This window comes from Novosphingobium aquae, from assembly GCF_037572715.1.
Taxonomy (GTDB): domain Bacteria; phylum Pseudomonadota; class Alphaproteobacteria; order Sphingomonadales; family Sphingomonadaceae; genus Novosphingobium; species Novosphingobium aquae.
Genome location: NZ_JBBHJY010000005.1, coordinates 200426 through 222679, shown reverse-complemented (window position 1 = coordinate 222679; position 22254 = coordinate 200426). Strand labels below are relative to the sequence as shown.

Genomic DNA, 22254 nt, shown 5'->3' with positions numbered 1-22254 from the left:
GGCGTTATCAGCCACCCTTCGGTACCTTGCGATAGGGCACGAAGTCATCAAGGCTGACGAAGCCGCGATACCACATGCCTGTGCGCTCGTGCAGCTTCACCACGTCGAGCCGGCACAGCTGACTGCCATGCGTTTCAGTGACCAGCACGTCATCTTCGTCGAGCGAGGAGGCCAGCCTGGGACGGTTCACGTAGATCGTGGATCCCGAATTGTACACGATCGCCGTCTTGTCGAAGATCTGCGAATCACGCGCGTTGGTCAGGCTGATGCAGGATACCGGCTTGCCCGGAACGCGGCCTTCCAGCAGTTTGGCGAGCTTTTCTTCGGACGTGAGCTTGGGCTTCTTCGCCGAAACGGCAACAGGCGAAGCCAGCACGGCCGCTGCGGTGAGAGCGAGAACGATCTTCTTCATCACGATTCTCCCGGGAATATGAATGCGATTTTTATGCCTTGCCGCCTGAACCTGCGATGAAAATCACGCCGTGCCCCCCACCGTCAAGCCCTCGACCAGCAAGGTTGGCTGGCCGACGCCGGCGGGAACGCTCTGCCCGCCCTTGCCGCAAACGCCGACTCCGTGGTCGAGCGCCATGTCATTGCCGATGCCGGTGACGCGGGTCAGGACGGTCGGCCCGTCACCGATCAGCGTCGCGCCCTTGATCGGTGCGCCCAGCTTGCCGTCCTCAACCTTGTAGGCCTCGGTGCAGGAAAACACGAACTTGCCCGACACGATATCGACCTGCCCGCCGCCAAAGCTCTTGGCGTAGATGCCGTTCTTGATCCGGCTGAGCAGTTCGGCGGGATCGTCATTGCCGCCGCGCATGAAGGTGTTGGTCATGCGCGGCATCGGCGCATGGGCATAGGATTCGCGCCGCCCGTTGCCGGTGGCGGGCACGCCCATCAGCCGCGCATTGAGCCGGTCCTGCATATAGCCCTTGAGCACGCCGTCCTCGATCAGCACGTTTTCCTGTGTTGGCGTGCCTTCATCGTCGATCGACAGCGATCCGCGCCGCGCGGCGATCGAGCCATCGTCGACCACGGTGACCCCGGGTGCGCCGACGCGCTCGCCGATGCGACCGGAGAAGGCCGAGGTGCCCTTGCGGTTGAAATCGCCCTCAAGTCCGTGGCCGACTGCTTCGTGCAGCAGCACACCGGGCCAGCCGGGGCCGAGCAGGACGGTCATTTCGCCAGCGGGAGCATCGACGGAATCGAGGTTCACGAGTGCCTGGCTCAGCGCATGGTCAATCGCCTCGTTCCACGCATCGGGCGCGAACAGGTCGTCATAGAGTTTGCGGCCGCCCATGCCGAACGAGCCGGTTTCGCGCCGGCCGTTCTGCTCGGCTACGATCGAAACGTTGAGCCGCACCAGCGGGCGCACATCGGTGGCGACAAAGCCATCGGCGCGGACAATTTCGACCACGGACCAACTGGCGAGCAGGGTGGCGCTGACTTGCGCCACGCGCGGATCACGGGCGCGGGCGACACGGTCGATCTCCTCGAGCAGTTTGACCTTGGCCTCGAACGGCACGGCATCGAGCGGCGAGGCATCGGTATAGAGGTGGCGGTTGGTCGGCTTGGGCGGCGGCGACATGCCCTGCGCGGCAGGATCGAGCAGCTTGAGCGTCTCGCCCGCGCGGCGGATGGCAGCGGCGCTGATCTCGTTGGCGTGGGCAAAGCCGGTCATCTCACCCGAAACCCCGCGCAGGCCAAACCCGGCATCGCGCGAATAATCGGCGGTTTTCAGCCGGCCATCGTCAAAGCCAAAGGCCTCGCTGGCGATGAACTGCATATAGAGTTCGCCATCATCACAGGCGCTGAGCGTGTCGCGGGTAAGCGCAAGCGCCTCGGCAGGATCAAGCTGGCGATACAGAAGTGAACGGGGATCGGTGAAGGTCATGCGAGGGATATAGGGTGGGCCGGCGCGGATGGCCAGAGAGCCGCGCGATTGGAGCGCCAGTCAACCTTGATCGGCCGCAAGTCCGTCCACTGGTGGGCATTGATTGCGCAGCAACGGTGCTGGCCCGCGTATCTGTGCCTGGTTCGGCCCTATCAGTAATCAAACCCGGACGAAGGCGAATTCCATTGAAACGACCTTGCGGACGATTTCGGCGCTCAGCGAATCGGTTGGTTCCGGGGCCAACAAGGCGAACGAGGCCAGCCAGGCCCCTATCCATTCCCGCCAGCAGGCAGAGGCCGGCTATGCCGTGGTCCGGCAGGCCATGGAAGCGATGGCATCGATCGAAAAGTCGTCGAGTGCGATTGCGCAGCTCCTGACCCTGATTGACGGCATTGCCTTCCAGACCAACCTCCTAGCGCTGAAATGCCAGGATGGAAGCGGCGCAGGCCGGCGATGCCGGCATGGGTTTTGCCGTGGTGGCCAACGAAGTGCGCGCGCTGTCACAGCGCTCGGCGGAAGCCGCGATGCAAATTAAGGAACTGGTCAACAATTCCACCAAGCAGGTTGCCGAAGGCGTGACGATGGTCACCGAAAGCGGCAAAGTGCTGGAAAGCCTGATGAGCCAAGTGGTCCATATCGCGGACCTTGTCAGCACGATCGCCCAGTCCGCCAATGCCAGTGAGCTCAACAGCGTGAAGGATTCGTTCGCCCAGATCGAAATGGCGACTCAACAGAACGCCGCAATGGTAGAGGAAAGCAACGCGGCGCTGCGCACCCTTGACGTCGAGGCGCTTGCCCTGACCCGGGCCATCGAGAAATTCAATGTCGAGCGGGAAGACCGGCCTCTGGCCCTCGTAGCCTGAACGGTCGGCCCGGCTTAGTGATGCCCGCCATCAAGCACGAACCGCTTGTCGCAGTACCCGCAGTCGACATAACCCTTTTCGTCGATTTCCAGCCAGACGCGCGGGTGGCCCAACGCGGGCGAAATCTCGCTTGCGCCATCACACTTCACGCGGGTTGAGGTGACGGTGACGGTTTCAGGGGCGATATCGGCAGGAGAGTGAGCGGCGTGTGTCATGGTGCATCCCGGGGGCAATTCGCTTGGCTTTCCCCTTTACGCAAAGCCGGGTCTGTCGCAAGAGCCGATCCATGCAAGACAGCAACCTTGGCCCCGCAATCTCGATCCGCAACCTTTCCAAGACCTATGCAGGTGGCAAGCAGGCGCTGAACGATGTTTCGTTCGATGTGCCGGCAGGGCAGATCTTCGGCCTGCTCGGACCGAACGGGGCGGGCAAGTCGACCCTGATCAACATCCTTGCGGGCCTCGTCAACAAGACCTCGGGCCATGCCTCGATCTGGGGGCATGACATTGATGCAGACCCGCGCAACGCCAAGCGGGCCATCGGCATCGTGCCGCAGGAAGTTGTCTTCGATCCGTTCTTCACCCCCGCCGAAGTGCTTGAAAATCAGGCCGGTTTCTACGGCGTGCCCAAGGCGGCGCGGCGGACGCTGGAGCTGCTCGCAGCAGTGCACTTGTCGGACAAGGCCAATGCCTATTCGCGCACGCTTTCGGGCGGCATGAAGCGGCGGCTGCTGATCGCCAAGGCGCTGGTGCACAATCCGCCGGTGATCGTGCTTGATGAACCCACCGCCGGCGTCGATGTCGAATTGCGCCGCCAGTTGTGGGAACTGGTCAGCCAGCTCAATTCCGAAGGGGTGACCGTGGTACTGACCACCCATTACCTCGAAGAGGCCGAGGAGCTGTGCGACCGCATCGCGATCATCAACCACGGCCGCGTGATTGCTGACAAGCCGACCCGCGAACTGGTCAACATGGCGCATGAAAAAGTCGTGGCGCTGACCCTTTCGGAAATGGTTGGCGCGCTGCCCACGCACCCGGCCTTTATCAAGTGCGAGGCGGAAGGTGAGCGCGGGCTGGCGATCACTTATGACACCAGCCGGATGAATGCCGGCGAAGTGCTGGCGCTGGTTCAGGCGCAGGGGCTGTCAATCATCGACGTGACAACCCGCGAGCCCGACCTTGAGGATGTCTTCGTAAGCCTGACGAGCGCAGCCGCCGGCTGATTTCCCCCCACATGGCGGCGGACTGGCGGATCACAACCAGGCCGGCTGGCCTTGGTGGTCGGGTTCCCAATCCTTGTGCCAGCGGCCAGTGCTGCGGCGGCGTTTGCCCTCACCGCAGAAGCGGCAGGTCGAAACGAAATGGGTTCCGTCCCACTTCGCGCGGTCACGGATCGGGGGGTGGCGGTTGAACCAGCACAGAGGAAATTCAGGTTTGCGCACCGGCTTGTCTCCGGGGCATGCAGGATGCACACTTTTAACCCGGACGCAGATCTGAAGGTTTCTGAAACGCTTCCATTCTGGAGGCTTTGGCGACGAACCAGAGCGGCAAAGCGGCAAGGCGCTTTTCTTGGACCGCCAATTGCGCCAAGGATCAGTGCGAGATGCAGCACGATGTGATCATTGTCGGATCCGGCGCCGCGGGGCTTACCGCAGCGCTGGCGCTGGGCCAGAACCTCAAGGTTCTCGTCCTGGCCAAGGGCGGACTTTCCGGCGGGTCAACCGCCTGGGCGCAAGGCGGGATCGCCGCCGTGCTCGATGCCGGTGATACCTTTGAGAACCACATCCGCGATACGATGGTTGCCGGGGCCGGACTCAATCGCCTCGAAACGGTTGAATTTGTCATCGAGCGCGCGCCGCACGCGATCGACCGGCTGGCGCAGCTGGGCGTGCCGTTCAACCTTGACGGCGAACACCTCCACCTGACGCGCGAGGGGGGGCATTCGCACCGCCGGATCGTCCATGTGAACGACGCCACAGGCTCAGCCGTGCAGGAGGCGCTGCTGCGCGCCTGCGAGGCCAATGCCAACATCACCCTGCTGCCGCACCGCGCCTGCGTCGACCTGATCACTGGCCGGCACGAGGAACGCTATTCAGGATCGGGCCGGGTCTGGGGCGTCTATGCGCTCGATGAATCCACCGGCAAGGTTGAGGCGCACACCGCGCGCGCCACGGTGCTGGCGACGGGCGGGGCGGGGCGCGTCTATCAGTTCTCCACCGCGCCGCGCGGGGCGACCGGCGATGGTATTGCCATGGCCTGGCGTGCCGGTGCGCGCGTCTCCAACATGGAGATGATGCAGTTCCACCCGACCTGCCTCTACAACCTGGACGTCAAGAATTTCCTGATCACCGAGGCCGTGCGCGGGGAAGGCGGGCACCTGCTCAACCCCAAGACCGGGCATCGATACATGGCCGATTACGATGAGCGGCTGGAGCTTGCCCCGCGCGATGTCGTCGCCCGCGCCAACGATGCCGAAATCAAGCGCGACGGGCTCGATTTCGTCCACCTCGACATCAGCCACCAGCCCGCCGATTTCGTGAAGACGCACTTCCCGAACATCTACGAAAAGCTGATCGGCCTTGGTATCGACATGACCAGGGAGCCGATCCCGGTGGTGCCAGCGCAGCATTACACCTGCGGCGGGATCCTCGTCGATCTGGACGGGCGGACCGACCTGCCGGGGCTCTATGCCGCGGGCGAATGCACCGAAAGCGGACTGCACGGCGCGAACCGGCTCGCCTCCAACTCGTTGCTCGAATGCTTCGTCTTTGGCGAGGCCGCGGCGGCGCATATCCTCGCCAACTGGGATGGCTTCGATGCTCCACCAAAAGTGCGCGGTTGGGATGAAAGCCGGGTGACGGACTCGGACGAAGAAGTGATCATCAAGCAGAACTGGACCGAAATCCGCCGCTTCATGTGGAACTACGTCGGCATCGTGCGCACCACCAAACGCCTCGAGCGCGCGGCGCACCGGATCAAGCTGCTGACCACCGAGGTGGAGGACTACTACGGCCATTTCCGCGTTTCGACCGACCTGATCGAACTGCGCAACCTGCTGCAATGCGCCGACCTGATTGTGCGGTCGGCCCTCGCCCGCAAGGAGAGCCGGGGGCTGCACTATACGCTGGACTATCCGCAGACCCTGAAGATCGCGCGCGATACGGTGCTGGTGCCTTAGTCCGCGAAGTAATGCTGTTCCTGCCGAAAGCGTCATCCTGAACTTGTTTCAGGATGACGCAAATCGGAAGGCGAGTGACTAACCGACCAACTCCACCTCGACAAACGCATCGTAATACCCCGCGCCGCCGCCCCAGTCGGTCGGCGCCTCATCGGTCAGCACGTTGACCCCGCGCCGCACGCCGCTGGCGTCTTCGAGGTGGCCGAAGGGCATCCAGGCGATACCGGGGCGCAGGCGGTCCGATAGGCGGCAGCGCGCGTGGACTTCGCCAAGTGCGTTGTGGACGCGCACCTTCATGCCCTCATCCAGCCCGCGCGCCTTGGCATCGGCGGGGTCGAGTTCGATGAACAGCTCGCCGGCACGTTTGCGGTGCGGGTTCATGTGGCTGTAGCCGGAATTGAGGAAGGCATGGGCCTTGCCGGTGATCAGTTGCAGCCCCGCCTCGCGCCGGATCGCGCCGACGCCGGGGAGCGGGTCCTGCCCCATAGCGGCGAGAGTGTCGGACCACAGCTCGGCCTTGCCCGTAGGTGTCGGAAAGCCGCCGTCAGCGAAAGGTCGCCAGTCCTCGGGCGCGGACAGGCGCGCATGGCCGTCATCCCATATCCGCTCGTAAGTGACGCCCTCCAGCCACGGATGCCCGCTGGCGAGCGCTGCGCGGATCATGCTTTCGTCACTGTCGTAAAGCCATGGCTCGGTCCGCCCAAGTGCCTTGGCCAGCCGGCGGAACAGCTCGGTGTTACACAATGCCTCGCCCGGTGGAGCGATCGCTGGACGATTGAGCGCGAGATACAGATGCCCCCAGGCCGGCGACAGGTCGAGATGCTCGATCTGGCTGGTCGCCGGCAAAACATAGTCGGCAAACCGCGCGGTGTCGGTGACGAACAGGTCATGCACCACAGTAAACAGGTCTTCGCGGGCGAGTCCCTGCGCGACCAGCGCCTGATTGGGGATCGTCACGGCCGGATTGGCGCCATAGACCATCAGCGCCTTGACCGGAGGGCTGAGCGCCGGGTCGCACAGGTCCTTGCCCAGATCGCGCATGTTGAGCGTGCGCGCGGGTTGCCACAGGTCGGGGCGTTCGACCGACTGCATGTCGAGCGCGGCGTAGTGCAGCGCGTGGGTCGACCGCGCAATGCCGCCGCCGCGGTGGCGAAACGCGCCGCTCAGCACCGGCAGGCACGATACGGCGCGGAACTGCATCGCGCCGTTGATGTGATGTTCGATACCGATCAGCGGGCGCAGCAGGCTCGGCTGGGTGGTGGCGTAGAGCCGGGCGAAACGCTCGATTTCCGCCACTGGCAGTCCGACAATCGGGGCCATGGCTTCAGGCGAATGGGCGGGCAGGCGCTCTACCAGCGCGTCATAACCCACGGCGTGGGTGCGGACGTAGTCTTCGTCCACCAACCCATCGCGGTGCATCACGTGCATCACCGCCATGGCAAGCGCAGCGTCGCTGCCGGGGAGCGGCTGAATATGCCAGTCAGCCTCCTGCGCGGTGCGGGTACGGACCGGATCGATGACCACGAGTGTCGCCCCGGCCTTCTGCGCGGCCTTCACTTGCGGCCAGTAATGCAGGTTGGTGACGACAGTGTTGGTGCCCCACAGCACGATCAGCTTGGCACGGGCTACATCCTCGGGATCAATGCCCGAACCCACGCCCAGCGTGGCCGTCATCCCCGCTGCGGCAACCGCACCGCAGATGTTGCGCTCCAGCCGGCTGGCGCCCAGCGCGCCGAACAGCCGCATGTCGAGCGAGGCTTGCTGGACGAGGCCCTGGACCCCGGCGGACGAATAGGGCAGGATGGCCTCAGGCCCGTGTTCGCCGATGATCGCCTGCCAGCGCGCGGCGATGTCGGCCAAGGCCTCGCCCCAGGAAACCCGTTCGAACTTTCCGGCACCCTTTGGCCCGACGCGTTTGAGCGGATGGAGCACGCGCTCCGGGTGGTAGACCTTTTCGAGGTAGTGGTTGACCTTGGCGCAGAGTGTGCCGCGCGTGAAGGGATGGTCACGGTCCCCCACCAGCGCCGTGGCGCGGCCCTGTTCCACCGTCACCACCCAGCCGCATGTATCGGGGCAATCGTGCCCGCATGCGCCTTTGACTGTGGTGGAGAGGGAGTTCATCGCTGACCTGTCTTCGCGCATTTTCGCGGCGACCATAGCCGCAGAGCGGGCCGGGGCAAACCGCCGCCGCAACCGGCAAGGGAACAAATCGTGCGAACAGGCATTTTGAGGGCAATCGTCTCGCCGGGATCGGCAAGGTCCGGCAAGCAGCAAAATGAGGAATTCGACATGAACGATCCCAACAATTCACCCGACCACGTCACGATCATCAAGGAACGCAGTTCGGGTGGCGGGGTCGTCCTCGGCATGGCCGTGGCCGTGATTCTCGCGATTTTGGCTTTCATGGTCTTCTCAGGTTCGGACAAGGCTGATCCGTCGGACGCATCGATCAAGGCAGCCGCCGAGAAGGTCGGTGCCGCTGCGGACAAGGTCGGCGATGCCGCGCAGGATGCGGCGAAGAAGGTCCAGTAGCACCCCAATACTGAGTTTTATCGCCAAGGGTCGCAGGGCCCCGGTTCCTGCAAAGGGTCCGGGGTTTTCCCTATGCCTGCGATTGCGGCCTGCGCCTGACATGCGAAAACGCCGCCCCAATGGGACGGCTGCTGGGTCTGGCGGTTGGGGTGTAGCGTGGAGCCCCCGCACTCGGCGGCGGATGAAAGCGAGAGCTCCACGTTATGTTGTGACTGCCGGCATAAAGAGGTCCGGCGCGTCGTCGGGAGGGTAAACCGACCGGGCCGGCAATTTGTTCCCTGACTTGCAAAACTCTTTGCGATTGATTCGCGGGCCTGCTTTTTGACGGGAACCCAGCGGCACTGACCTGCGTTCCCCCAGAAGCGCGACCATCCCGCCGCTGACGCCTTTCGGAGATTGCGTTTGACCACCCCGACCCGCAGCGAAGCAGAGGCCGAGCGGCTGCGCATCCTTGACCAGTATCCCCTCGACCGGTCGGACGAAAACCGGTTGAACCGCATCGCGCGGCTGGCGGCAGAGATCTGCAACGCACCTATCGGTCTGGTTTCGATCGTCGAGAAGAACCGGCAGGTCTTCATCGGACGTTCCGGTTTTGATGTCTGCGAGACGGAGCGCGAACATTCGTTCTGCGTCCATGCCATGGGCCAGACGCAAACGATGGTGGTGAACGACGCCACGCAGGACGATCGCTTTGCCACCAACCCGCTGGTCACCGGTGGTCTGGGTATCCGCTTCTATGCCGGTCAGCCGCTGGTTTCACCCGAAGGCCAGCCGCTTGGCGCGCTGTGCGTGATCGATCATGCGGCGCGTGACGGGCTTACAACACAGCAGGCTGACGCGCTCGCCACACTGGGGGAAGTGGTGATGAGCCTGCTTGAAGGGCTGCGCGCCGATGCCCGCGCGGAACTGGCGCGCAGCGAATCTCTGGTTCAGGTGGCAGAACTGGAACAGCGTTTTGCCGTTCTGGCGGATTCACTGCCGCAGCTGGTCTGGTCGACGCAGCCTGACGGACTGTCGGACTATTTCAACGGCCCCTGGTGCGATTTCACCGGCCTGCCAGCCAAGGCGAGTTATGGCACCGGCTGGCTATCGCTGCTTCACCCGGAGGACGCGCCCGTCGCCGCACAGGCATGGAGCCGCGCCGTTACCACCGGACACTCCTATGAAGTGCGCTATCGCCTGCGCCGTCATGATGGCGCCTATCGCTGGGTGATAGCGCGCGGGCTGCCGCTGTTTGATGCCAATTGCGAAGTCATGCGCTGGATCGGCACCTGCACTGACATCGACGATGAAATGGCCAATGCCGATGCGCTTGAGCTTCTCAGTCAGGAGCTGCATCACCGCATCAAGAACATCTTCGCGGTCATCGGCGGGCTGGTTTCGCTGAGCTCACGCAGCCATCCCGATGCCGCCGATTTCGCCGCCGAGCTTTATGGCCGCATCCTTGCGCTGGGCCGTGCCCATGCCTTTGTCGGCAGTCCCGGCAGCCGCAGCGATGGCACCACACACGGCGGGCTGAAAGGCATGCTGGAGGAACTGCTCTCGCCTTACATGATCGCTGGCAGCAACCGCATCACGATCACCGGCGACGAGATCGCGGTCGACGATCGCTCGGCCACGCCGCTCTCGCTGGTGTTCCATGAACTGGCGACCAATTCGGCGAAATACGGCGCACTGGGCGTGGATGAGGGAACGGTCCAGATCGCGCTCGAGGCTGGCGACACGGTTTACCTGCGCTGGATCGAGCATGGCATTGCCAAAACCGGCGAGGCCATGCCGGGCGGCTTTGGTTCGCGCCTGATCGACATGAGCATCAATCGCCAACTGGGTGGCAGCTACATCACCACCTGGGGCGATGGCAGCCTGGAACTGGTGATCAGCATTCCGTCAGGAAACGTCCAGCGGGCCTGACGGCAGTAGCTTCTGCTGGCCGGGGAAAGTCTCGGCCGCCGCGCCCTTAATTGAGCTTGTGAACGCCTTTGGGGGGATGGTTGCCGGCAATCGCCGCTTCGACTGCGGATACGACCACATCCGGGCGGAACGGCTTCTGGACATAGCCGATGGCAGTTGCCGGCGGATCGGTGATCTGCGCCGGGTTGGCGGTGACGAAGATGATCCGCGTGCCGAACTGGCTCGCCAACGCGCGCGCAACTTCATTGCCGGTCGGCCCATCGCGCAGGTTCAGGTCGACGAGGGCAACCACTGGCGCACGCTGGATCGAGTCTGCGCCCTTGCGGTCGGCTACGATGCCAAGGACATCGAACCCTCCGGAGGTGAGAATATCCTCTAGGTCGAGTGCCACGAGGAGTTCATCTTCAACGATCAGGATATCACGCATTTCAATTCTAAGCCTATAATTTCCTTACCAAAAAGCCACCATGTCAGGCAGCTTGCAGCATGAGTTGGTGGCTGCGGGTTCCGCCGTTGGCGATATGACGCATACGGGCGAACAGCAGTTCGGTTGCATTTCCTTCCATGACAAAGTCATGGCGCGAATCGGCCAGCTGGCCACCGTCGATGATGGCAGCAAGCATGGCGCGGGCGCGGCAGATGCGGCTTTTGACCGTACCCAGCGCAATGCCGCAGATCACCGAGATCTCCTCATAGGAGAAGTCGCCGATCGCGACGAGGATCAGCGCATCACGATAGGATTCCGGCATGGATTCCAGCGCGCGAAGCACGTCTGTCAGTTCGAGGCATTCTTCCTGGCCGCCCTTCGTGCGTAGGGTGCGTTCAGCCATTTCCTCGTCATACTCGCCGGTAAAGCGGGCGCGGCGGGTTTCGCTGTAGAACTGGTTGCGCAGGATGGTGAACATCCACGCCTTGAAATTGGTTCCGGCGCGGTAGCTTCCGCGGGCCGACCATGCCTTGAGCATGGCCTCCTGCGCCAGATCGTCCGCGCGTTCCGAACAGCCCGACAGCGTACGGGCGAAACCACGCAGATGCGGCGCGATACGGGTCAGGGCGGTACGGAATTCTTCGTCGCTGAGGCTGGGTGCCGGCACAATCTCAACCGTGATTTCCGGTTCGATCGTCAGGGTTGCGTGCTGTGCCAAGGGGGCCTCCTCCATCTTGTTCATGGGGGTTGAACACGGATGGAGGCGAAATGGTTCCCGGATTTGCAAGGTTACTGCATGACCATTGCGACGCTGCCGAAAGCCTCAATGCGCGGCGTGGAGCTTTGGGGTTATCTCGGCCTTGTCCTTTTCCACCGGTTTGCGGCGCGAAAAGACGCTTTCCATATAATCGCGGTCAGCCTTGTCTAGGTGCCTGGACACGGCCTCAAACAGTTCCTGCTCCTCCTCGCGGATGTGGTGCAGGTATTCCTCCTTGAGCGCGCCGAAGCGCACCAGCCATGATCCCTTGGACATATCGCGCGCCGCCAGTTCGTTTAGCAGGTCGTCGATTTCCTTGTGCTCGGCGACGGCATGGCGGCCCTGCTCGGTAATCTCCGGCTTGCGCAGTACGCTGGACCACAGGGCTTGTTCTTCGGCGGCGGCGTGTGCCTTGAGCTCGTAAGTCAGCTCTTCGAACAATGTCGCGCGTTCGGGAGTATCGCCGCTCGTCTCCGAGACCGCGGCGAGCAGTTCGCGGTGGCGGTCATGGTCTTCGATCAGGCGGCCGAAAATGCCGGGCTTGTCACGAAAGCGGGTGTCGGGCTTGCTGCCGATGCGGGCCATGGAATGCTCCTGAGAGGCGGGAAAGGCCGGCGGGGCGAATGTCCCCCGGCCATGTGCGTCAAAAAACGTTCTGGCAGCGGCGATGTTCCCTGCGATTTCACGGGAACCAATCCGGATCGGGCGCGTTTGATTGGTCGCAAAGGCCGGATTCCGGCCGCCGGGGAGTTTGTGTGACCAATCAGCGCATGATCTGGCAGGCCGGGGATCCGAAGCGGGTGCGCGTCGTTGGTTTCGACCGCCGGCTTGCCGTGAGCCCTGACCCGAAGCTTTTCCGCGCTACTCGTTTCTCTGGCCGTTCCTGCTGGACCCGCGCCCCGTCCGCGCCCTTGCCTCTACCAGCCTTAAGGCATATCCCAGTCACACAAGCTCCGGACGCATGTCCGGCAACACATCCGCGAAAGTAGCTAACAGACCATGGCATTCAGACAAATACTGGCCGAACGGCTACCCTTCCTGCGCCGCTATGCACGCGCCCTGACGGGCTCGCAGCATTCGGGCGACGCCTATGTGCGCGAACTTCTTGAAGCCGCCTTGCAGGACGAGGATCTTCGCGAGGAACTGGTGAGGGGCCGCGTCCAGCTATACCGAGCCTTCACGCGCATCTGGTCGAATGCCCATGTCGAGCTGGCCTATGGCGGAGATGTCGCGGCCCCTGAAGCCGGCGCCAATTCGCGGCTTGGCCGGATTCCGCCCGAGCATCGTCAGGCGCTGCTGCTGACCACGCTTGAGGATTTTTCCGAGGCCGAGGCTGCCGAAGTGCTCGACCTGCAGCCCGAGGAAGTCACAGCTCTGGTCATCCGCGCGGTCGAAGAGATCGAGGCGGAGAGTGCCTGCAGTGTGCTGATCATCGAGGATGAGCCGCTGATCGCGATGCAGCTGGAAGAGCTGGTTACCGATCTGGGCCACACCGTTGCCGCCACCGCGACCACGCGCACCTCTGCGACCGAGGCTTTTGCCCGTCTGCGCCCGAACCTCGTCCTCGCCGATATTCAGCTGGCCGATGCAAGTTCGGGGATCGACGCGGTTGAGGATATCCTCGCCATGGCATCGGTGCCGGTGATCTTCATTACCGCCTATCCCGAACGCCTGCTGACCGGCGAACGGCCCGAACCGACCTATCTCGTCACCAAGCCGTTCCAGGAAGAAACCGTGCGAGCCACGATCAGCCAGGCGCTGTTCTTCGGCACGACCGCGCCTCTCTAACGCCCTGCAAATTGTAACGCAGCAAATTCGAAAACTGAAACAAGGGCGCTGCCTCTTCGGGCGGCGCCCTTTTCCGTGTGGCCCATGCGGACCGGACGATCGCGGTCGTCGGTCAGGCTCGTGCGGGGATCGGTCCGGTGCGAATGGTGAATTCGCGGGGGCTGCGCAGCGGGACGACCAGCGTGCAGGTGACACCGTTGCTATCGAAGCTCAGGTCAACCGGCGCTTCGAGTTCCTGGCTGACGATCTTCTCGATCAGTTCGAGGCCGAAGCCGCGGCGGGTTGGGGCCATGACGGGCGGACCGCCCTGTTCCCGCCACGATACCGAAAGCCGGTCCGGCGAAATGATGTCCCAGGTGACCGAAACCTTGCCGTCAGGCACGCTAAGCGCGCCATATTTGGCGGCATTGGTCGCCAGTTCATGCAGCGCCAGCCCCAGCGACATGGCGTCATTGGGGGCAAGCAGGGCATCGGGGCCGAAGATTTCGGCGTGGGGGTCCTCGGGGTCGAGATAGGGTGCCAGTTCGCTCTCCACCACATCGCCGACCAGCGCATTGGTCCATTCGCGCTGCGAGAGGATGTCGTGCGTGGCGGAAAGCGCGCGCAGGCGGCCGCTCAGCCCATCGGCGAATTCGTCAATATCGCGGGTCCGGCGGCGGGTGAGCGCGACGATCGACAGGACATTGGCCAGCGTGTTCTTCACCCGATGGTTGAGCTCGCGGGTCAGCGAAGTGCGCAGCGCTGCCTGATTGGTCAGCCATTCCAGCACCTTGCGATCCTCCGCCGCGCGGCTGGTCACCAGCCAGGCCACGGCCATGACCAACAGGCTGATCAGCGTGCCCAGGCCCAGCACAAGCATCGATATCCGGGTCAGTCCCGCCCCCTGGTTGGCGGACACGACGATGGTCCACTCGCGCCCGGCGAAGTCGACCTTAGCGCGCGAGAATTCGTTTTCATTAAAAGCGCCGGGCGTTGCAGCAAGCAGTCTGGCAGGATCGGGCTCACCGTCATAAACCGCCACGCGGCCCGTGTTGCGATGCGCGCCGGTGATGGCCGTGCCAAGCAGTTCGGGAACCCGGACCGGAGTATAGATGAACCCCTTCAGTGGACCGAGCGCTTGCGCTCCTTCCTGGCGGCCATAGACCGGCAGGAATATCAGGACGCCGCTGACCGGCGGCCTTCCTGCGTCCTGGACCAATTGCACCCGGCCTGACCCGACAGGCCGGTTCAACTTTACGGCCTGTTGCATCGCCGTGCGGCGGATCTCTTCGGAATACATATCATAGCCAAGCGCGCGGATGTTATCCGCGGTGCGCGGCGCGAGCAGGGATATCACTGCCTTGTCGCCGATCGGGTCGGTCGCAGGATAAATGCGAAAGGGTGCGTCGGGGTTGAGCCGCTGCTGTTCAGCTTCAAATGCGGGGGCGCTTCCGGCAGGAACCCAGGTGGCCCAGCCCATGCCAAGCGCGCCGCGCGAGCTATGGTCTGCACTCATCTCGGCAACGAACTGCGAGAATTCGCCGTGACTGACATCCTTCGACATGCCGAAAAGCGCTGCCGCCGCCTTGAGGTATGCCGTATTCTCGGAAGCCTTGCGCTCAAGCTCTGTGGCAAGCGCAGTCACGTCGGTGTCGAGCGTCATCTTGCGCGCCACCGCATCGGCCTGCTCGATATTGAGCACGAACAGCGTAGTTATCAGCAGTCCGATCGTCAGCAAGGTTAACGGCAGGCTGCGCGGGTAACGGTGAAACAGGGCCTGTTTTTCGACCCGGGAGAGCAGCGCTTTATCCATTATCTTGCTTTTCGTACCCCCAGCGTGGCGGCGCAGCCACGGACCAGTTTCATTATGCGACAGTCCGAACTGGTAATACGGGAACCAAGCTGACGATTAATTGTTCCAAGACTTGCCGCAAATTGGCAAGCTGTTTTACTGAATTACCGCGCACTCGCTTCGCATCCGCGCCACGGAGCCATCCCTTGACAGATCATGACCCCAAACCCGCCCCCCGCGCCATGCCTCCAAGGCGTGATCCGCAGGCGAAGACTGGTAGGCAAGGAGCTGGCAAGCAAGGTTGGGCCGACGGCCTGCGCAAGCTTTACGACGGTGTCGTATCGGAACCCTTGCCGGACAGCTTCGAGGACTTGCTCAAGCGACTGGACAAGGAAGGAAATGGCTAAGCCCGCAACCGTCAAGAAAACAGCCGAAACTGTCTCGGCAACGAGCACGGTCGCCAGCCAGGATGCCGCACAGCCATTTCGCGAGGCTCTGGTCGGGCTGCTGCCGCACCTGCGCGCTTTCGCCCGCGGGCTGTGCGGTCAGGCTGAACGCGCCGACGATCTGGTTCAGGAGGCCGTGCTGCGCGCGTGGACTTCGCGCGATTCGTTCAAGCCGGGCACCAATTTCAAGGCCTGGGTGTTCACCATCACGCGCAACAACTTCCTTAACGAACTGCGCCGCTATCGCCGCGAGACGCAGCTTGACGACGGCGTGGCCGAAACCATGCTGGTGACGGCCGCCGATCAGGAAGATGCGCTGCACATGAATGACTTGCAGCGCGCGCTTGACCGGCTGCCACCCGAGCGGCGCGAAGCCCTGCTGCTGATCGGCGCGAGCGGCTTTTCCTATGAAGAGGCCGCGCAGGTCTGCGGCGTGGCCATCGGTACGATGAAGAGCCGGGTTGCGCGCGGCCGTGCGCAGCTTGGTCTGCTGCTCAACGAGGGCGCCTCGTCACCTGCAGAGTGATCGAGGCCGCCCCCATTCACGCATCAATCGCGCCAGATGCCGGTCAGGCTGGATAGGTCCAGCGTTCACCGCTGGCATAGTTGGCCGAGGCGAAGTCCCAGTTGAGCAGTTTCGCCGCGGCCGTCAGGTATGCCTTCCGATCGTTTCGGCGGTCGATGTAATAGGCGTGTTCCCAGACATCGAGGACCAGCAGCGGCGTGCCTTCGCCTTCGTCCGGCAGGCCGGCGTCATGGGTCGAAATGACCGCAAGCTCGCCGCCGCGCGACACCAGCCATACCCAGCCCGATGCGAAATGGGCTACGCCTTCCTCGATCAGCTTGGTGATCATGGCGTCATGACTGCCGAATGCAGAGGATAGGGCCTTTGTCAGTTCGGCTGAAGGCTCGGTCTTTTCCGGGCTGAGCGATGCCCAGTAGAAGCCGTGATTCCACACCTGCGCCGACTGGTTGAACAGCTTTTGGTCCTTGCCCTTGGCCGAAGCAATGATCGCTTCAAGCGGCTTGCGTTCCAGGTCGGTGCCGGCGGTCAACTCGTTGGTCTTGTCGACATAGGCCTTGTGATGCTTGCCGTGATGAAACTCGAGCGTCTCGGCAGAGATGGCGGGTTCAAGGGCGGTCTTGTCGAACGGCAGGGGCATCAGCGTGATCGGCATGGGAAACTCCGGGGGTTGGGAAATTTCATTCTGCGGACCTTAAACGAACTTGGGGGCGGTGCTTGCGCAAACCGCCCCCAGGCCCAGGTCCACCCGGATGCCGACGGGGCGGCATCGGGAATGTGGTTCAGTGCTTAACGCACGGCACCGCGGCGGAACAGGTTCACGATCGCGAGGAGCACAACCGCGCCGATGAACGACGAGATGAGCGACATCGCGCTGAACGAACCACTGGTGATCGGCGCGCCGCCGATAAGCGGGGTAATGAGGAAGCCGGCGAGCAGTGCGCCGACGATACCGACGACGACATTCAGGATGATGCCCTGCTGGCCATCAGTGCGCATTACCATGCTGGCGAGCCAGCCGATGATGCCGCCGACGATGAGAACGAGGAGAAGAGTCATGGTTGGGGTCCTTCCAAGCGTAGTGTGACTTCAAAACAGTTCAGCGCGGGTTCGGTTCCGGTCACCGGGAAACTTTTTGTGCAGCGACCCGTTGCTGCGGACATGGAACCGACCCCCCAGCAGGCAGGCGCACCGGCCTCTCCCCGCGCCGCCCTCATCGTCAATACGCACAGCCGCAAAGGTGCCGATCAGTTCGCGCAGGCACAAAGCCTGTTCGAAGCGGCGGGCTTGCCGCTGGCAGAAGCGCATGGCGTACGCGATCCCTCGCAGATGCGTTCTACCGTAGAGAAGGCGCTGGCGGATGGGGCGCAGCTGGTCATCGTCGGCGGGGGCGATGGTTCGATATCGACCACGATTGGCGCCATGATCGGCAGCAAGGCGATCTTCGCGCCGCTTCCGCTCGGCACAGCCAACAGCTTTGCGCGCGGCCTGGGGATCGGGCCGGGAATTGAAGAGGCTGTGGCAACCATTGCTGCCGGCCACTCGATCTGGGTCGACCTTGCCGAGATCGACGGCAACATGTTCGCCAATAGCGCCGGAATGGGCATGCCGCCGATGATCGGCGATACCATCCCGCCCAAGGTCAAACGCTGGTTTGGCCGTGTGGGCTATCTTGGCTGGGCGATCTACAGCCTGATCCGCTTCCGCCCTTTCCGCCTGACGCTGGAAAGCCCGGATGGCACCGAGCAATGCTGGGCGACCGAACTGCGCATGCTCAACGGGCAATATACCGGCGGCATCAAGGTGAGCGACGAGGCCCAGCTCGATGATGGCGCGATCCTGATCCAGATCGTCTCGGGCAAGAGCAAGTGGTCGCTCGCCCGCGACTGGTATCTCAGGCTGCTCGGCCTGCGTCGGCGCGAAGGCATGGCCTGCGAGATCAAGGTGAAGCAGGCTCGGATCGATGCCCGTCCTTGCCAGAAAGTGGCGATCGATGGCGAAGTGCTGGCCCGCACGCCATTCGACCTGAGCATCCACCGCCGTGCCGTGCAGGTGATCGCCCAGCACCCGGACGCCGCGCCGCAAGGCGAAGGCCTCGGCGCGGCGCTGCTTTCGGCAGCACAATCGCTGATGCCCGGGGAACCAGTGCAAGGTCTTGCGGGTTTAGGTAACAACGGGCCGCAACGGCCCCCCCAATCCGGGAGAAAAACCATGGACAAGCAGAAAATCGGCGAAGGCAATTACGAAGCCGCCGAGGAATTCCAGAACGAGCAGCACGAATTCGCCAAGTCGGGCAAGGCTGAGCAAAAGGCTCGTGAAGCCGCCGATGCGCTCGATGGCCCGGAAGCCGAAGAGCTGGAAAAGGCCCGCAAGGCTTCGGCTGACGGCCGCTCGTCCTGAATGACCGGCGCGGAGCCCTGCCATGTCTGCCCTGACCTTTGCCCTCGTGCTGCTCGGCTGTTCCGATGCCGGTGACGAGTGCCAGGCCCTGCAGACCCAACAGGCAGTCTTCGCCACTCGCGCCGAATGCACGGCCCAGATCGAACCCGCACTGATGTCCGGTATTGCGGCGCGGGCCGATTATCCCTCGGTTCTGGCGCGCTGTGAAGTCCGCACCAGCAAGGTCGTCCAGACCCCGCCCAAACATCTCATAATCAACACCGTGCGCCCTGCGCGCTGATCTTCAGGAGTAACCGATGAAAACCCTGTTCACTTCCGCCTTTGCCGGAAAGTTCGCTGATGCCGCGAGCGATATTGTCGGCACGAACCCCTTCGTCCGCCTGGGCGCAGCCGGGCTTGCCACGCGCATCGCCGCAGCCTCTCTCCCGCTCGCTTTGGTTGCGTTCGGCGCGGTGACAGTCTGGAGCCGCTATCACAAGAGCGACAAGGCCAAGACGCGGACGGGCAGTCGCCGCAAGGGCAAGAGCACTCCCTCGGCCAAGAAGGCGAGCGCCCGCACTAACCCCCAAGCCGCCGCCGCCTGATCCATCGCGAAAGGACAAGACCATGACCGATATGACCCCGGCAGACGCGATCAAGCTGGATGAAACCAGCGATCGCGCGCCCGATCCGCGCAAGCACTATGCCAGCCCCGAGGATTTGCTCGAGGATATCGACCTTAACCCCGCCGAGCGTTCCGCCCTGTTGACCCAGTGGAAGGACGAGGTGGATTCCCAGCTTGCGGCTGAGGCTGAAGGCATGAGCGCCTCTGATCCCATCCGCGCCGAAGCCGAGGCCAAGCTCGCCGGCGAGGCGCGCCGGGTCAATGAAGCCTTGCAGGCAGCCAAGCTGGCCGACTGCGCCTGATCTGGCCAAGCTGAAAAAAGAGAAGCCCGTCCTCGCAAGAGGGCGGGCTTTTTCGTGCGGCTCGGCAATGTTTGCCGGGGTCCGGAAAAGAAGACGGGGCCCCCGGTTGTTACCGAAGGCCCCGAGAGTCACACAGCCGACAGTGGGGGGGAGGGAGGGAGCGTCAGTCTGTGTTGATGATGAAACACGCCACCATCCTTCTGGGTTCCCGCCCCGCTTAAATTATTTGAAAAAATGTTTCGCGCCTTCTGCAACGCGCGCAATTGGCCGATATCAGCGCCCTGAAGTGGCTCGCCGGAGCAGCGTAAATGCCCGGCCTGGCAGCGGCGCATCGCGCAGCAGGGCGACGACGGCGCCAAGCAGGGCCGGGATCACCGCCCACCACAGCAGGTCGCGCACAAACAGGGCCACATAGCGCAAGGCATCGAACTGACCCGTGCTGGCCATCAGGCCGTCCTCCCACACCATCCGCCATGCGCCGGTCCATAGCAGGGCCAGCGCCGCGCCGGTGATCCAGCGATAGATCGGCCTGCTGGTAACGGCGATCAGCGCGGTCAGCGCCGGCATGACAAGGATCAGGTTGATCGCGCGGTAGCCGATGTTCTGGGCCGAGAAATAGCACGAGCAGCACATCAGCGCGCCGACGAGCAGGAACGAGCGCTCGCGCGGCGTCAAGCGTGCAAGATCGGCGTGGAGCCGCTGCCCCAGCCCGATGCGGAGGCCGAGGGCCAAGGCGGCGAGCGACAGGGACAGCCGCACGAGCGGATCGACCCATCGCGGCGCGCCGAACAGTTCGACCATGGTCAGACCTACCGATTTGGATCCGAACATGTCGGTGTAGAACTGCCCGATCGGGATTGAGCGCAGGACGCGGACCAGATCGCTCCATGTCGCCAGCGCCGCCAGCGCAGTGACTGCAATCGACACCGCCGTAATGACGAGGAAACGCCGGGGCTTTTCGCGCAGGGCAATGGCCATCGCACCCAGCGGATAGTACTTGAGCAGGCCGGCCAGCAGCACCAGTCCATAACCCACGCGGCGCAGGGCAAGGCGGCGGATGGTCAGCACGGCGGCCAGCGAAACCAGCGCGAAGATCACCAGATCGTTGTTGCCGCGCTCCATGGCGTAGACACTCGCGCTGGATGCGGTCGAAGCGATCATGATCACCTGCGCCTCACGCCCGCGCGCGGCGGGCAGCAGGAACAGCGAGCCAAGGAACAGCACCACCCATGACAGGCCGACCCACGGCACCCATGCCTCGGTCACCGGCATTACGGTCATTGCCATCCACAGGGGCGAATAGGTGAACACGCGAAGCTGCGGGTCGCAGGGGTTGAACACATAGGCGTCGACATCCTGCCGCAAGCAGCGGACGGCGGAGAGCACAGTGTCGGTATCGAGGAACGGGAACCAATAGGCCTTGTTACCCAGCAGCAGGTTGGCGTCGCGGTAGAAGCCGTGCGGGGCAATGCCAAAGGCGATGGCGAGGATTGCCGCGACAAGGCAGGCAGCAATCGCCGGGGCTTTGCGTTTCAGGAACATGTCAGGCGGCTGTCGAAGCTGGCTGGCGGCGCAGGCCCAATGCGAAGTCCACCATCGTCAGAGGACGGATCAGCGCCGTGGCGCAGGCGATCAGCAGGGTGACCATCCACCACCAGGCAATCTCGCGGCCGAGCCAGCCCAGGCCGAATTCGAGCACCGTGCCCAGCGTCCCGCCGGCGATGGCGGCAAAGGCCTGAATCCAGTGAAACAGCAGTTCCGCCCACAGCAATCCTATCGCCACCAGCGCCATGGCCTTGAGCGCACGCGGCGCATCGATCAGCCGCAAGGCGGTGAGCGAGGGCAGGACCAGCAGCAGGTTGATCGTGCGGTAGGATATGTTCTGCGCGCTCATGAAACAGCCGATGGTCATCAGCGCGCCGATCAGCAGGAAATCCCGCTCACGCACCGAAAGCTGCGCCATCGTCGCGCCGGTCGCCGGGCGCAGACCATAGCGGATGCCGATGGCGAGCGCCGCCAGCGTCATCACGCCGCGCAGGATCGATCCCACCGGTGCAGGCAGATTGAACAGCACCACCAGTCCCTTGCCGAAATTGGGCGCACCGAACATCTCGTAGATCGGCGATCCTTGCGGCACGATCATCCACGTTCGCACCAGATCGTGCCAGGTGACGGCGGCGGCCAGCAAGGTCACGATGATCGAGGCAGCGGTAATGGCGAAAAACCGCGCCGGCTTTTCGCGCAGCGCCGCCAGCATGACCAGCATCGGGTAGAACTTGAGCAGTCCGGCCAGCAGCCCCATCGCATAGCCAGCCAGCCGCGCGGTGGCAGAGCGGCCCATCAGCGCCGCCATCCCGGCGACCAGCGCGAAGTTGACAAGATCATTGTTGCCGCGCTCAACCGCCAGCACGGTCGCGCTGGACAGCAGGCCGATGACGATCAGGATCACCGCCTCGCGGTTGCGCCCGGCGGGCAACAGCCACAGCGCGAAGACGAACAGCGCGAAGAATGCCAGCCCCACCCATGGAATCCAGCCGATCGTCACCGGGAACCATGCCAGCACCATCCACAGCGGCGAATAGCCATAGGTCCGCGCCTCGGGATCGCAGGGGTTGAAGGCATAGACATCGGCCCCCTCGCGCAGGCAGCGCGCGGCGGACAGTACGGTATCGGTATCAAGGAAAGGCCAAGGCCAGGCCCGCACGCCCCAGGTGCCAAGCACTTGCCGGTACGTCGGCCAGCTCGCCTCAAGGTAGAGCGCGGTCATGGCGCAGAACACGATGACGGCCACGAGCGGCGGTACGGCGCGCCTTTTCAGTTCGTTCTGCACCTGCCCAAAGCACCCCTTGCCTGCCACCG

Annotated in this window: 26 protein-coding genes; 13 read left to right on the top strand and 13 right to left on the bottom strand. The window is 63.6% G+C overall.

What is annotated here, in order from left to right:
- Positions 1-7 precede the first annotated feature (7 nt).
- Complete coding sequence (locus WG900_RS11630; protein ID WP_339967284.1) at positions 8-412, bottom strand: hypothetical protein; 405 nt, start codon at positions 410-412, stop codon at positions 8-10.
- Positions 413-475: 63 nt separating this feature from the next.
- The gene (gene tldD / locus WG900_RS11625; protein WP_339967283.1) at positions 476-1894 is read right to left on the bottom strand and encodes a metalloprotease TldD; all 1419 of its coding nucleotides are present in this window, start codon (positions 1892-1894) and stop codon (positions 476-478) included.
- 103 nt (positions 1895-1997) lie between these two features.
- On the opposite strand from tldD, the gene WG900_RS20220 reads away from it, so the two are divergent.
- Together WG900_RS20220 and WG900_RS11620 are read left to right on the top strand one after the other, a co-directional pair.
- Positions 1998-2429, top strand: a complete 432-nt coding sequence (locus tag WG900_RS20220) for a methyl-accepting chemotaxis protein (RefSeq protein ID WP_417597677.1) — start codon at positions 1998-2000, stop codon at positions 2427-2429.
- Positions 2326-2757 carry a methyl-accepting chemotaxis protein gene (locus tag WG900_RS11620; protein WP_339967281.1) on the top strand — a complete coding sequence of 144 codons (432 nt, stop codon included), beginning with the start codon at positions 2326-2328 and terminating at the stop codon, positions 2755-2757. Before WG900_RS20220 ends, WG900_RS11620 begins: the two co-directional genes overlap by 104 nt.
- 14 nt (positions 2758-2771) lie before the next feature.
- Here WG900_RS11620 and WG900_RS11615 read toward each other — a convergent pair whose 3' ends face one another.
- Positions 2772-2972, bottom strand: coding sequence for a zinc-finger domain-containing protein (locus tag WG900_RS11615; protein WP_339967279.1), 201 nt, complete (start codon positions 2970-2972; stop codon positions 2772-2774).
- Positions 2973-3043: 71 nt separating this feature from the next.
- Between WG900_RS11615 and WG900_RS11610 the strand changes: the two genes are divergently transcribed.
- Positions 3044-3979 (top strand): ABC transporter ATP-binding protein, encoded by a 936-nt coding sequence (locus WG900_RS11610; protein WP_339967277.1) that lies wholly within the window; start codon positions 3044-3046, stop codon positions 3977-3979.
- A gap of 30 nt (positions 3980-4009) precedes the next feature.
- On the opposite strand, the gene WG900_RS11605 is transcribed toward WG900_RS11610, so the two are convergent.
- Positions 4010-4198: a hypothetical protein gene (locus WG900_RS11605; protein WP_339967275.1), complete on the bottom strand. Its 189-nt coding sequence runs from the start codon at positions 4196-4198 to the stop codon at positions 4010-4012.
- Between the two features lie 161 nt (positions 4199-4359).
- Here WG900_RS11605 and nadB point away from each other — a divergent pair, with 161 nt between their 5' ends.
- Positions 4360-5934 (top strand): L-aspartate oxidase, encoded by a 1575-nt coding sequence (nadB, locus tag WG900_RS11600; RefSeq protein WP_339967274.1) that lies wholly within the window; start codon positions 4360-4362, stop codon positions 5932-5934.
- Positions 5935-6012: 78 nt separating this feature from the next.
- Here the strand turns inward: nadB and WG900_RS11595 are convergent, their stop codons facing one another.
- Entirely contained in the window at positions 6013-8076 is a 2064-nt protein-coding gene (locus tag WG900_RS11595) for a molybdopterin-containing oxidoreductase family protein (protein WP_339967272.1), read from the bottom strand.
- A 69-nt stretch (positions 8077-8145) separates the two neighbouring features.
- On the opposite strand from WG900_RS11595, the gene WG900_RS11590 reads away from it, so the two are divergent.
- A complete protein-coding gene (locus WG900_RS11590; RefSeq protein WP_339967271.1) occupies positions 8146-8466 on the top strand; it encodes a hypothetical protein in 321 nt (106 codons plus the stop codon).
- A gap of 402 nt (positions 8467-8868) precedes the next feature.
- Positions 8869-10377, top strand: coding sequence for a PAS domain-containing protein (locus tag WG900_RS11585; protein ID WP_339967270.1), 1509 nt, complete (start codon positions 8869-8871; stop codon positions 10375-10377).
- A 46-nt stretch (positions 10378-10423) separates the two neighbouring features.
- On the opposite strand, the gene WG900_RS11580 is transcribed toward WG900_RS11585, so the two are convergent.
- The 3 genes from WG900_RS11580 to WG900_RS11570 all read right to left on the bottom strand — a co-directional run bounded on the left by WG900_RS11580 (position 10424) and on the right by WG900_RS11570 (position 12146).
- Complete coding sequence (locus WG900_RS11580; protein ID WP_339967268.1) at positions 10424-10804, bottom strand: response regulator; 381 nt, start codon at positions 10802-10804, stop codon at positions 10424-10426.
- Positions 10805-10847: 43 nt separating this feature from the next.
- On the bottom strand, positions 10848-11522 hold the full coding sequence (locus WG900_RS11575) for a sigma-70 family RNA polymerase sigma factor (RefSeq protein ID WP_339967267.1): 675 nt from the start codon (positions 11520-11522) through the stop codon (positions 10848-10850).
- Between the two features lie 105 nt (positions 11523-11627).
- Positions 11628-12146 carry a hemerythrin domain-containing protein gene (locus tag WG900_RS11570; RefSeq protein WP_339967265.1) on the bottom strand — a complete coding sequence of 173 codons (519 nt, stop codon included), beginning with the start codon at positions 12144-12146 and terminating at the stop codon, positions 11628-11630.
- Positions 12147-12560: 414 nt separating this feature from the next.
- Here WG900_RS11570 and WG900_RS11565 point away from each other — a divergent pair, with 414 nt between their 5' ends.
- Positions 12561-13349, top strand: coding sequence for a response regulator (locus tag WG900_RS11565; RefSeq protein ID WP_339967264.1), 789 nt, complete (start codon positions 12561-12563; stop codon positions 13347-13349).
- A 112-nt stretch (positions 13350-13461) separates the two neighbouring features.
- Here WG900_RS11565 and WG900_RS11560 read toward each other — a convergent pair whose 3' ends face one another.
- A complete protein-coding gene (locus tag WG900_RS11560; RefSeq protein ID WP_339967262.1) occupies positions 13462-15141 on the bottom strand; it encodes a CHASE domain-containing protein in 1680 nt (559 codons plus the stop codon).
- 221 nt (positions 15142-15362) lie between these two features.
- Between WG900_RS11560 and WG900_RS11555 the strand changes: the two genes are divergently transcribed.
- Positions 15363-15527, top strand: a complete 165-nt coding sequence (locus WG900_RS11555) for a NepR family anti-sigma factor (protein WP_339967260.1) — start codon at positions 15363-15365, stop codon at positions 15525-15527.
- Positions 15520-16092 carry a sigma-70 family RNA polymerase sigma factor gene (locus tag WG900_RS11550; RefSeq protein WP_339967259.1) on the top strand — a complete coding sequence of 191 codons (573 nt, stop codon included), beginning with the start codon at positions 15520-15522 and terminating at the stop codon, positions 16090-16092. The genes WG900_RS11555 and WG900_RS11550 overlap by 8 nt, the downstream gene beginning before the upstream one ends.
- 43 nt (positions 16093-16135) lie before the next feature.
- On the opposite strand, the gene WG900_RS11545 is transcribed toward WG900_RS11550, so the two are convergent.
- Together WG900_RS11545 and WG900_RS11540 are read right to left on the bottom strand one after the other, a co-directional pair.
- Positions 16136-16744 carry a superoxide dismutase gene (locus tag WG900_RS11545; RefSeq protein ID WP_339967257.1) on the bottom strand — a complete coding sequence of 203 codons (609 nt, stop codon included), beginning with the start codon at positions 16742-16744 and terminating at the stop codon, positions 16136-16138.
- Positions 16745-16878: 134 nt separating this feature from the next.
- Positions 16879-17148, bottom strand: a complete 270-nt coding sequence (locus tag WG900_RS11540) for a GlsB/YeaQ/YmgE family stress response membrane protein (RefSeq protein ID WP_310534762.1) — start codon at positions 17146-17148, stop codon at positions 16879-16881.
- Between the two features lie 102 nt (positions 17149-17250).
- On the opposite strand from WG900_RS11540, the gene WG900_RS11535 reads away from it, so the two are divergent.
- Genes WG900_RS11535 through WG900_RS11520 form a run of 4 tightly spaced genes read left to right on the top strand, consistent with a single transcriptional unit; the run spans position 17251 to position 19395 of the window.
- The gene (locus WG900_RS11535) at positions 17251-18489 is read left to right on the top strand and encodes a diacylglycerol/lipid kinase family protein (RefSeq protein WP_339967256.1); all 1239 of its coding nucleotides are present in this window, start codon (positions 17251-17253) and stop codon (positions 18487-18489) included.
- Positions 18490-18511: 22 nt separating this feature from the next.
- A complete protein-coding gene (locus WG900_RS11530) occupies positions 18512-18769 on the top strand; it encodes a hypothetical protein (RefSeq protein WP_339967254.1) in 258 nt (85 codons plus the stop codon).
- 16 nt (positions 18770-18785) lie between these two features.
- Complete coding sequence (locus WG900_RS11525; protein WP_339967252.1) at positions 18786-19073, top strand: hypothetical protein; 288 nt, start codon at positions 18786-18788, stop codon at positions 19071-19073.
- Positions 19074-19095: 22 nt separating this feature from the next.
- The gene (locus tag WG900_RS11520; protein ID WP_339967251.1) at positions 19096-19395 is read left to right on the top strand and encodes a hypothetical protein; all 300 of its coding nucleotides are present in this window, start codon (positions 19096-19098) and stop codon (positions 19393-19395) included.
- A gap of 273 nt (positions 19396-19668) precedes the next feature.
- Here WG900_RS11520 and WG900_RS11515 read toward each other — a convergent pair whose 3' ends face one another.
- Positions 19669-20937, bottom strand: a complete 1269-nt coding sequence (locus WG900_RS11515; protein WP_339967249.1) for a hypothetical protein — start codon at positions 20935-20937, stop codon at positions 19669-19671.
- 1 nt (position 20938) lies between these two features.
- Positions 20939-22252: a glycosyltransferase 87 family protein gene (locus WG900_RS11510; protein WP_339967248.1), complete on the bottom strand. Its 1314-nt coding sequence runs from the start codon at positions 22250-22252 to the stop codon at positions 20939-20941.
- Positions 22253-22254 lie beyond the last annotated feature (2 nt).

Bases quoted from the DNA above. Each gene is read 5' to 3' on its own strand.
- WG900_RS11515 (WP_339967249.1), bottom strand. From the start codon at position 20,937: ATGTTCCTGAAACGCAAAGCCCCGGCGATTGCTGCCTGCCTTGTCGCG.
- WG900_RS11610 (WP_339967277.1), top strand. From the start codon at position 3,044: ATGCAAGACAGCAACCTTGGCCCCGCAATCTCGATCCGCAACCTTTCC.
- WG900_RS11520 (WP_339967251.1), top strand. From the start codon at position 19,096: ATGACCGATATGACCCCGGCAGACGCGATCAAGCTGGATGAAACCAGC.
- WG900_RS11565 (WP_339967264.1), top strand. From the start codon at position 12,561: ATGGCATTCAGACAAATACTGGCCGAACGGCTACCCTTCCTGCGCCGC.
- WG900_RS11570 (WP_339967265.1), bottom strand. From the start codon at position 12,146: ATGGCCCGCATCGGCAGCAAGCCCGACACCCGCTTTCGTGACAAGCCC.
- WG900_RS11620 (WP_339967281.1), top strand. From the start codon at position 2,326: ATGGAAGCGGCGCAGGCCGGCGATGCCGGCATGGGTTTTGCCGTGGTG.
- WG900_RS11555 (WP_339967260.1), top strand. From the start codon at position 15,363: ATGCCTCCAAGGCGTGATCCGCAGGCGAAGACTGGTAGGCAAGGAGCT.
- WG900_RS11595 (WP_339967272.1), bottom strand. From the start codon at position 8,076: ATGCGCGAAGACAGGTCAGCGATGAACTCCCTCTCCACCACAGTCAAA.
- WG900_RS11530 (WP_339967254.1), top strand. From the start codon at position 18,512: ATGTCTGCCCTGACCTTTGCCCTCGTGCTGCTCGGCTGTTCCGATGCC.
- WG900_RS11540 (WP_310534762.1), bottom strand. From the start codon at position 17,148: ATGACTCTTCTCCTCGTTCTCATCGTCGGCGGCATCATCGGCTGGCTC.
- WG900_RS11615 (WP_339967279.1), bottom strand. From the start codon at position 2,972: ATGACACACGCCGCTCACTCTCCTGCCGATATCGCCCCTGAAACCGTC.
- nadB (WP_339967274.1), top strand. From the start codon at position 4,360: ATGCAGCACGATGTGATCATTGTCGGATCCGGCGCCGCGGGGCTTACC.
- WG900_RS11630 (WP_339967284.1), bottom strand. From the start codon at position 412: ATGAAGAAGATCGTTCTCGCTCTCACCGCAGCGGCCGTGCTGGCTTCG.
- WG900_RS11560 (WP_339967262.1), bottom strand. From the start codon at position 15,141: ATGGATAAAGCGCTGCTCTCCCGGGTCGAAAAACAGGCCCTGTTTCAC.
- WG900_RS11535 (WP_339967256.1), top strand. From the start codon at position 17,251: ATGGAACCGACCCCCCAGCAGGCAGGCGCACCGGCCTCTCCCCGCGCC.
- WG900_RS11525 (WP_339967252.1), top strand. From the start codon at position 18,786: ATGAAAACCCTGTTCACTTCCGCCTTTGCCGGAAAGTTCGCTGATGCC.
- WG900_RS11545 (WP_339967257.1), bottom strand. From the start codon at position 16,744: ATGCCGATCACGCTGATGCCCCTGCCGTTCGACAAGACCGCCCTTGAA.
- WG900_RS11580 (WP_339967268.1), bottom strand. From the start codon at position 10,804: ATGCGTGATATCCTGATCGTTGAAGATGAACTCCTCGTGGCACTCGAC.
- WG900_RS11550 (WP_339967259.1), top strand. From the start codon at position 15,520: ATGGCTAAGCCCGCAACCGTCAAGAAAACAGCCGAAACTGTCTCGGCA.
- tldD (WP_339967283.1), bottom strand. From the start codon at position 1,894: ATGACCTTCACCGATCCCCGTTCACTTCTGTATCGCCAGCTTGATCCT.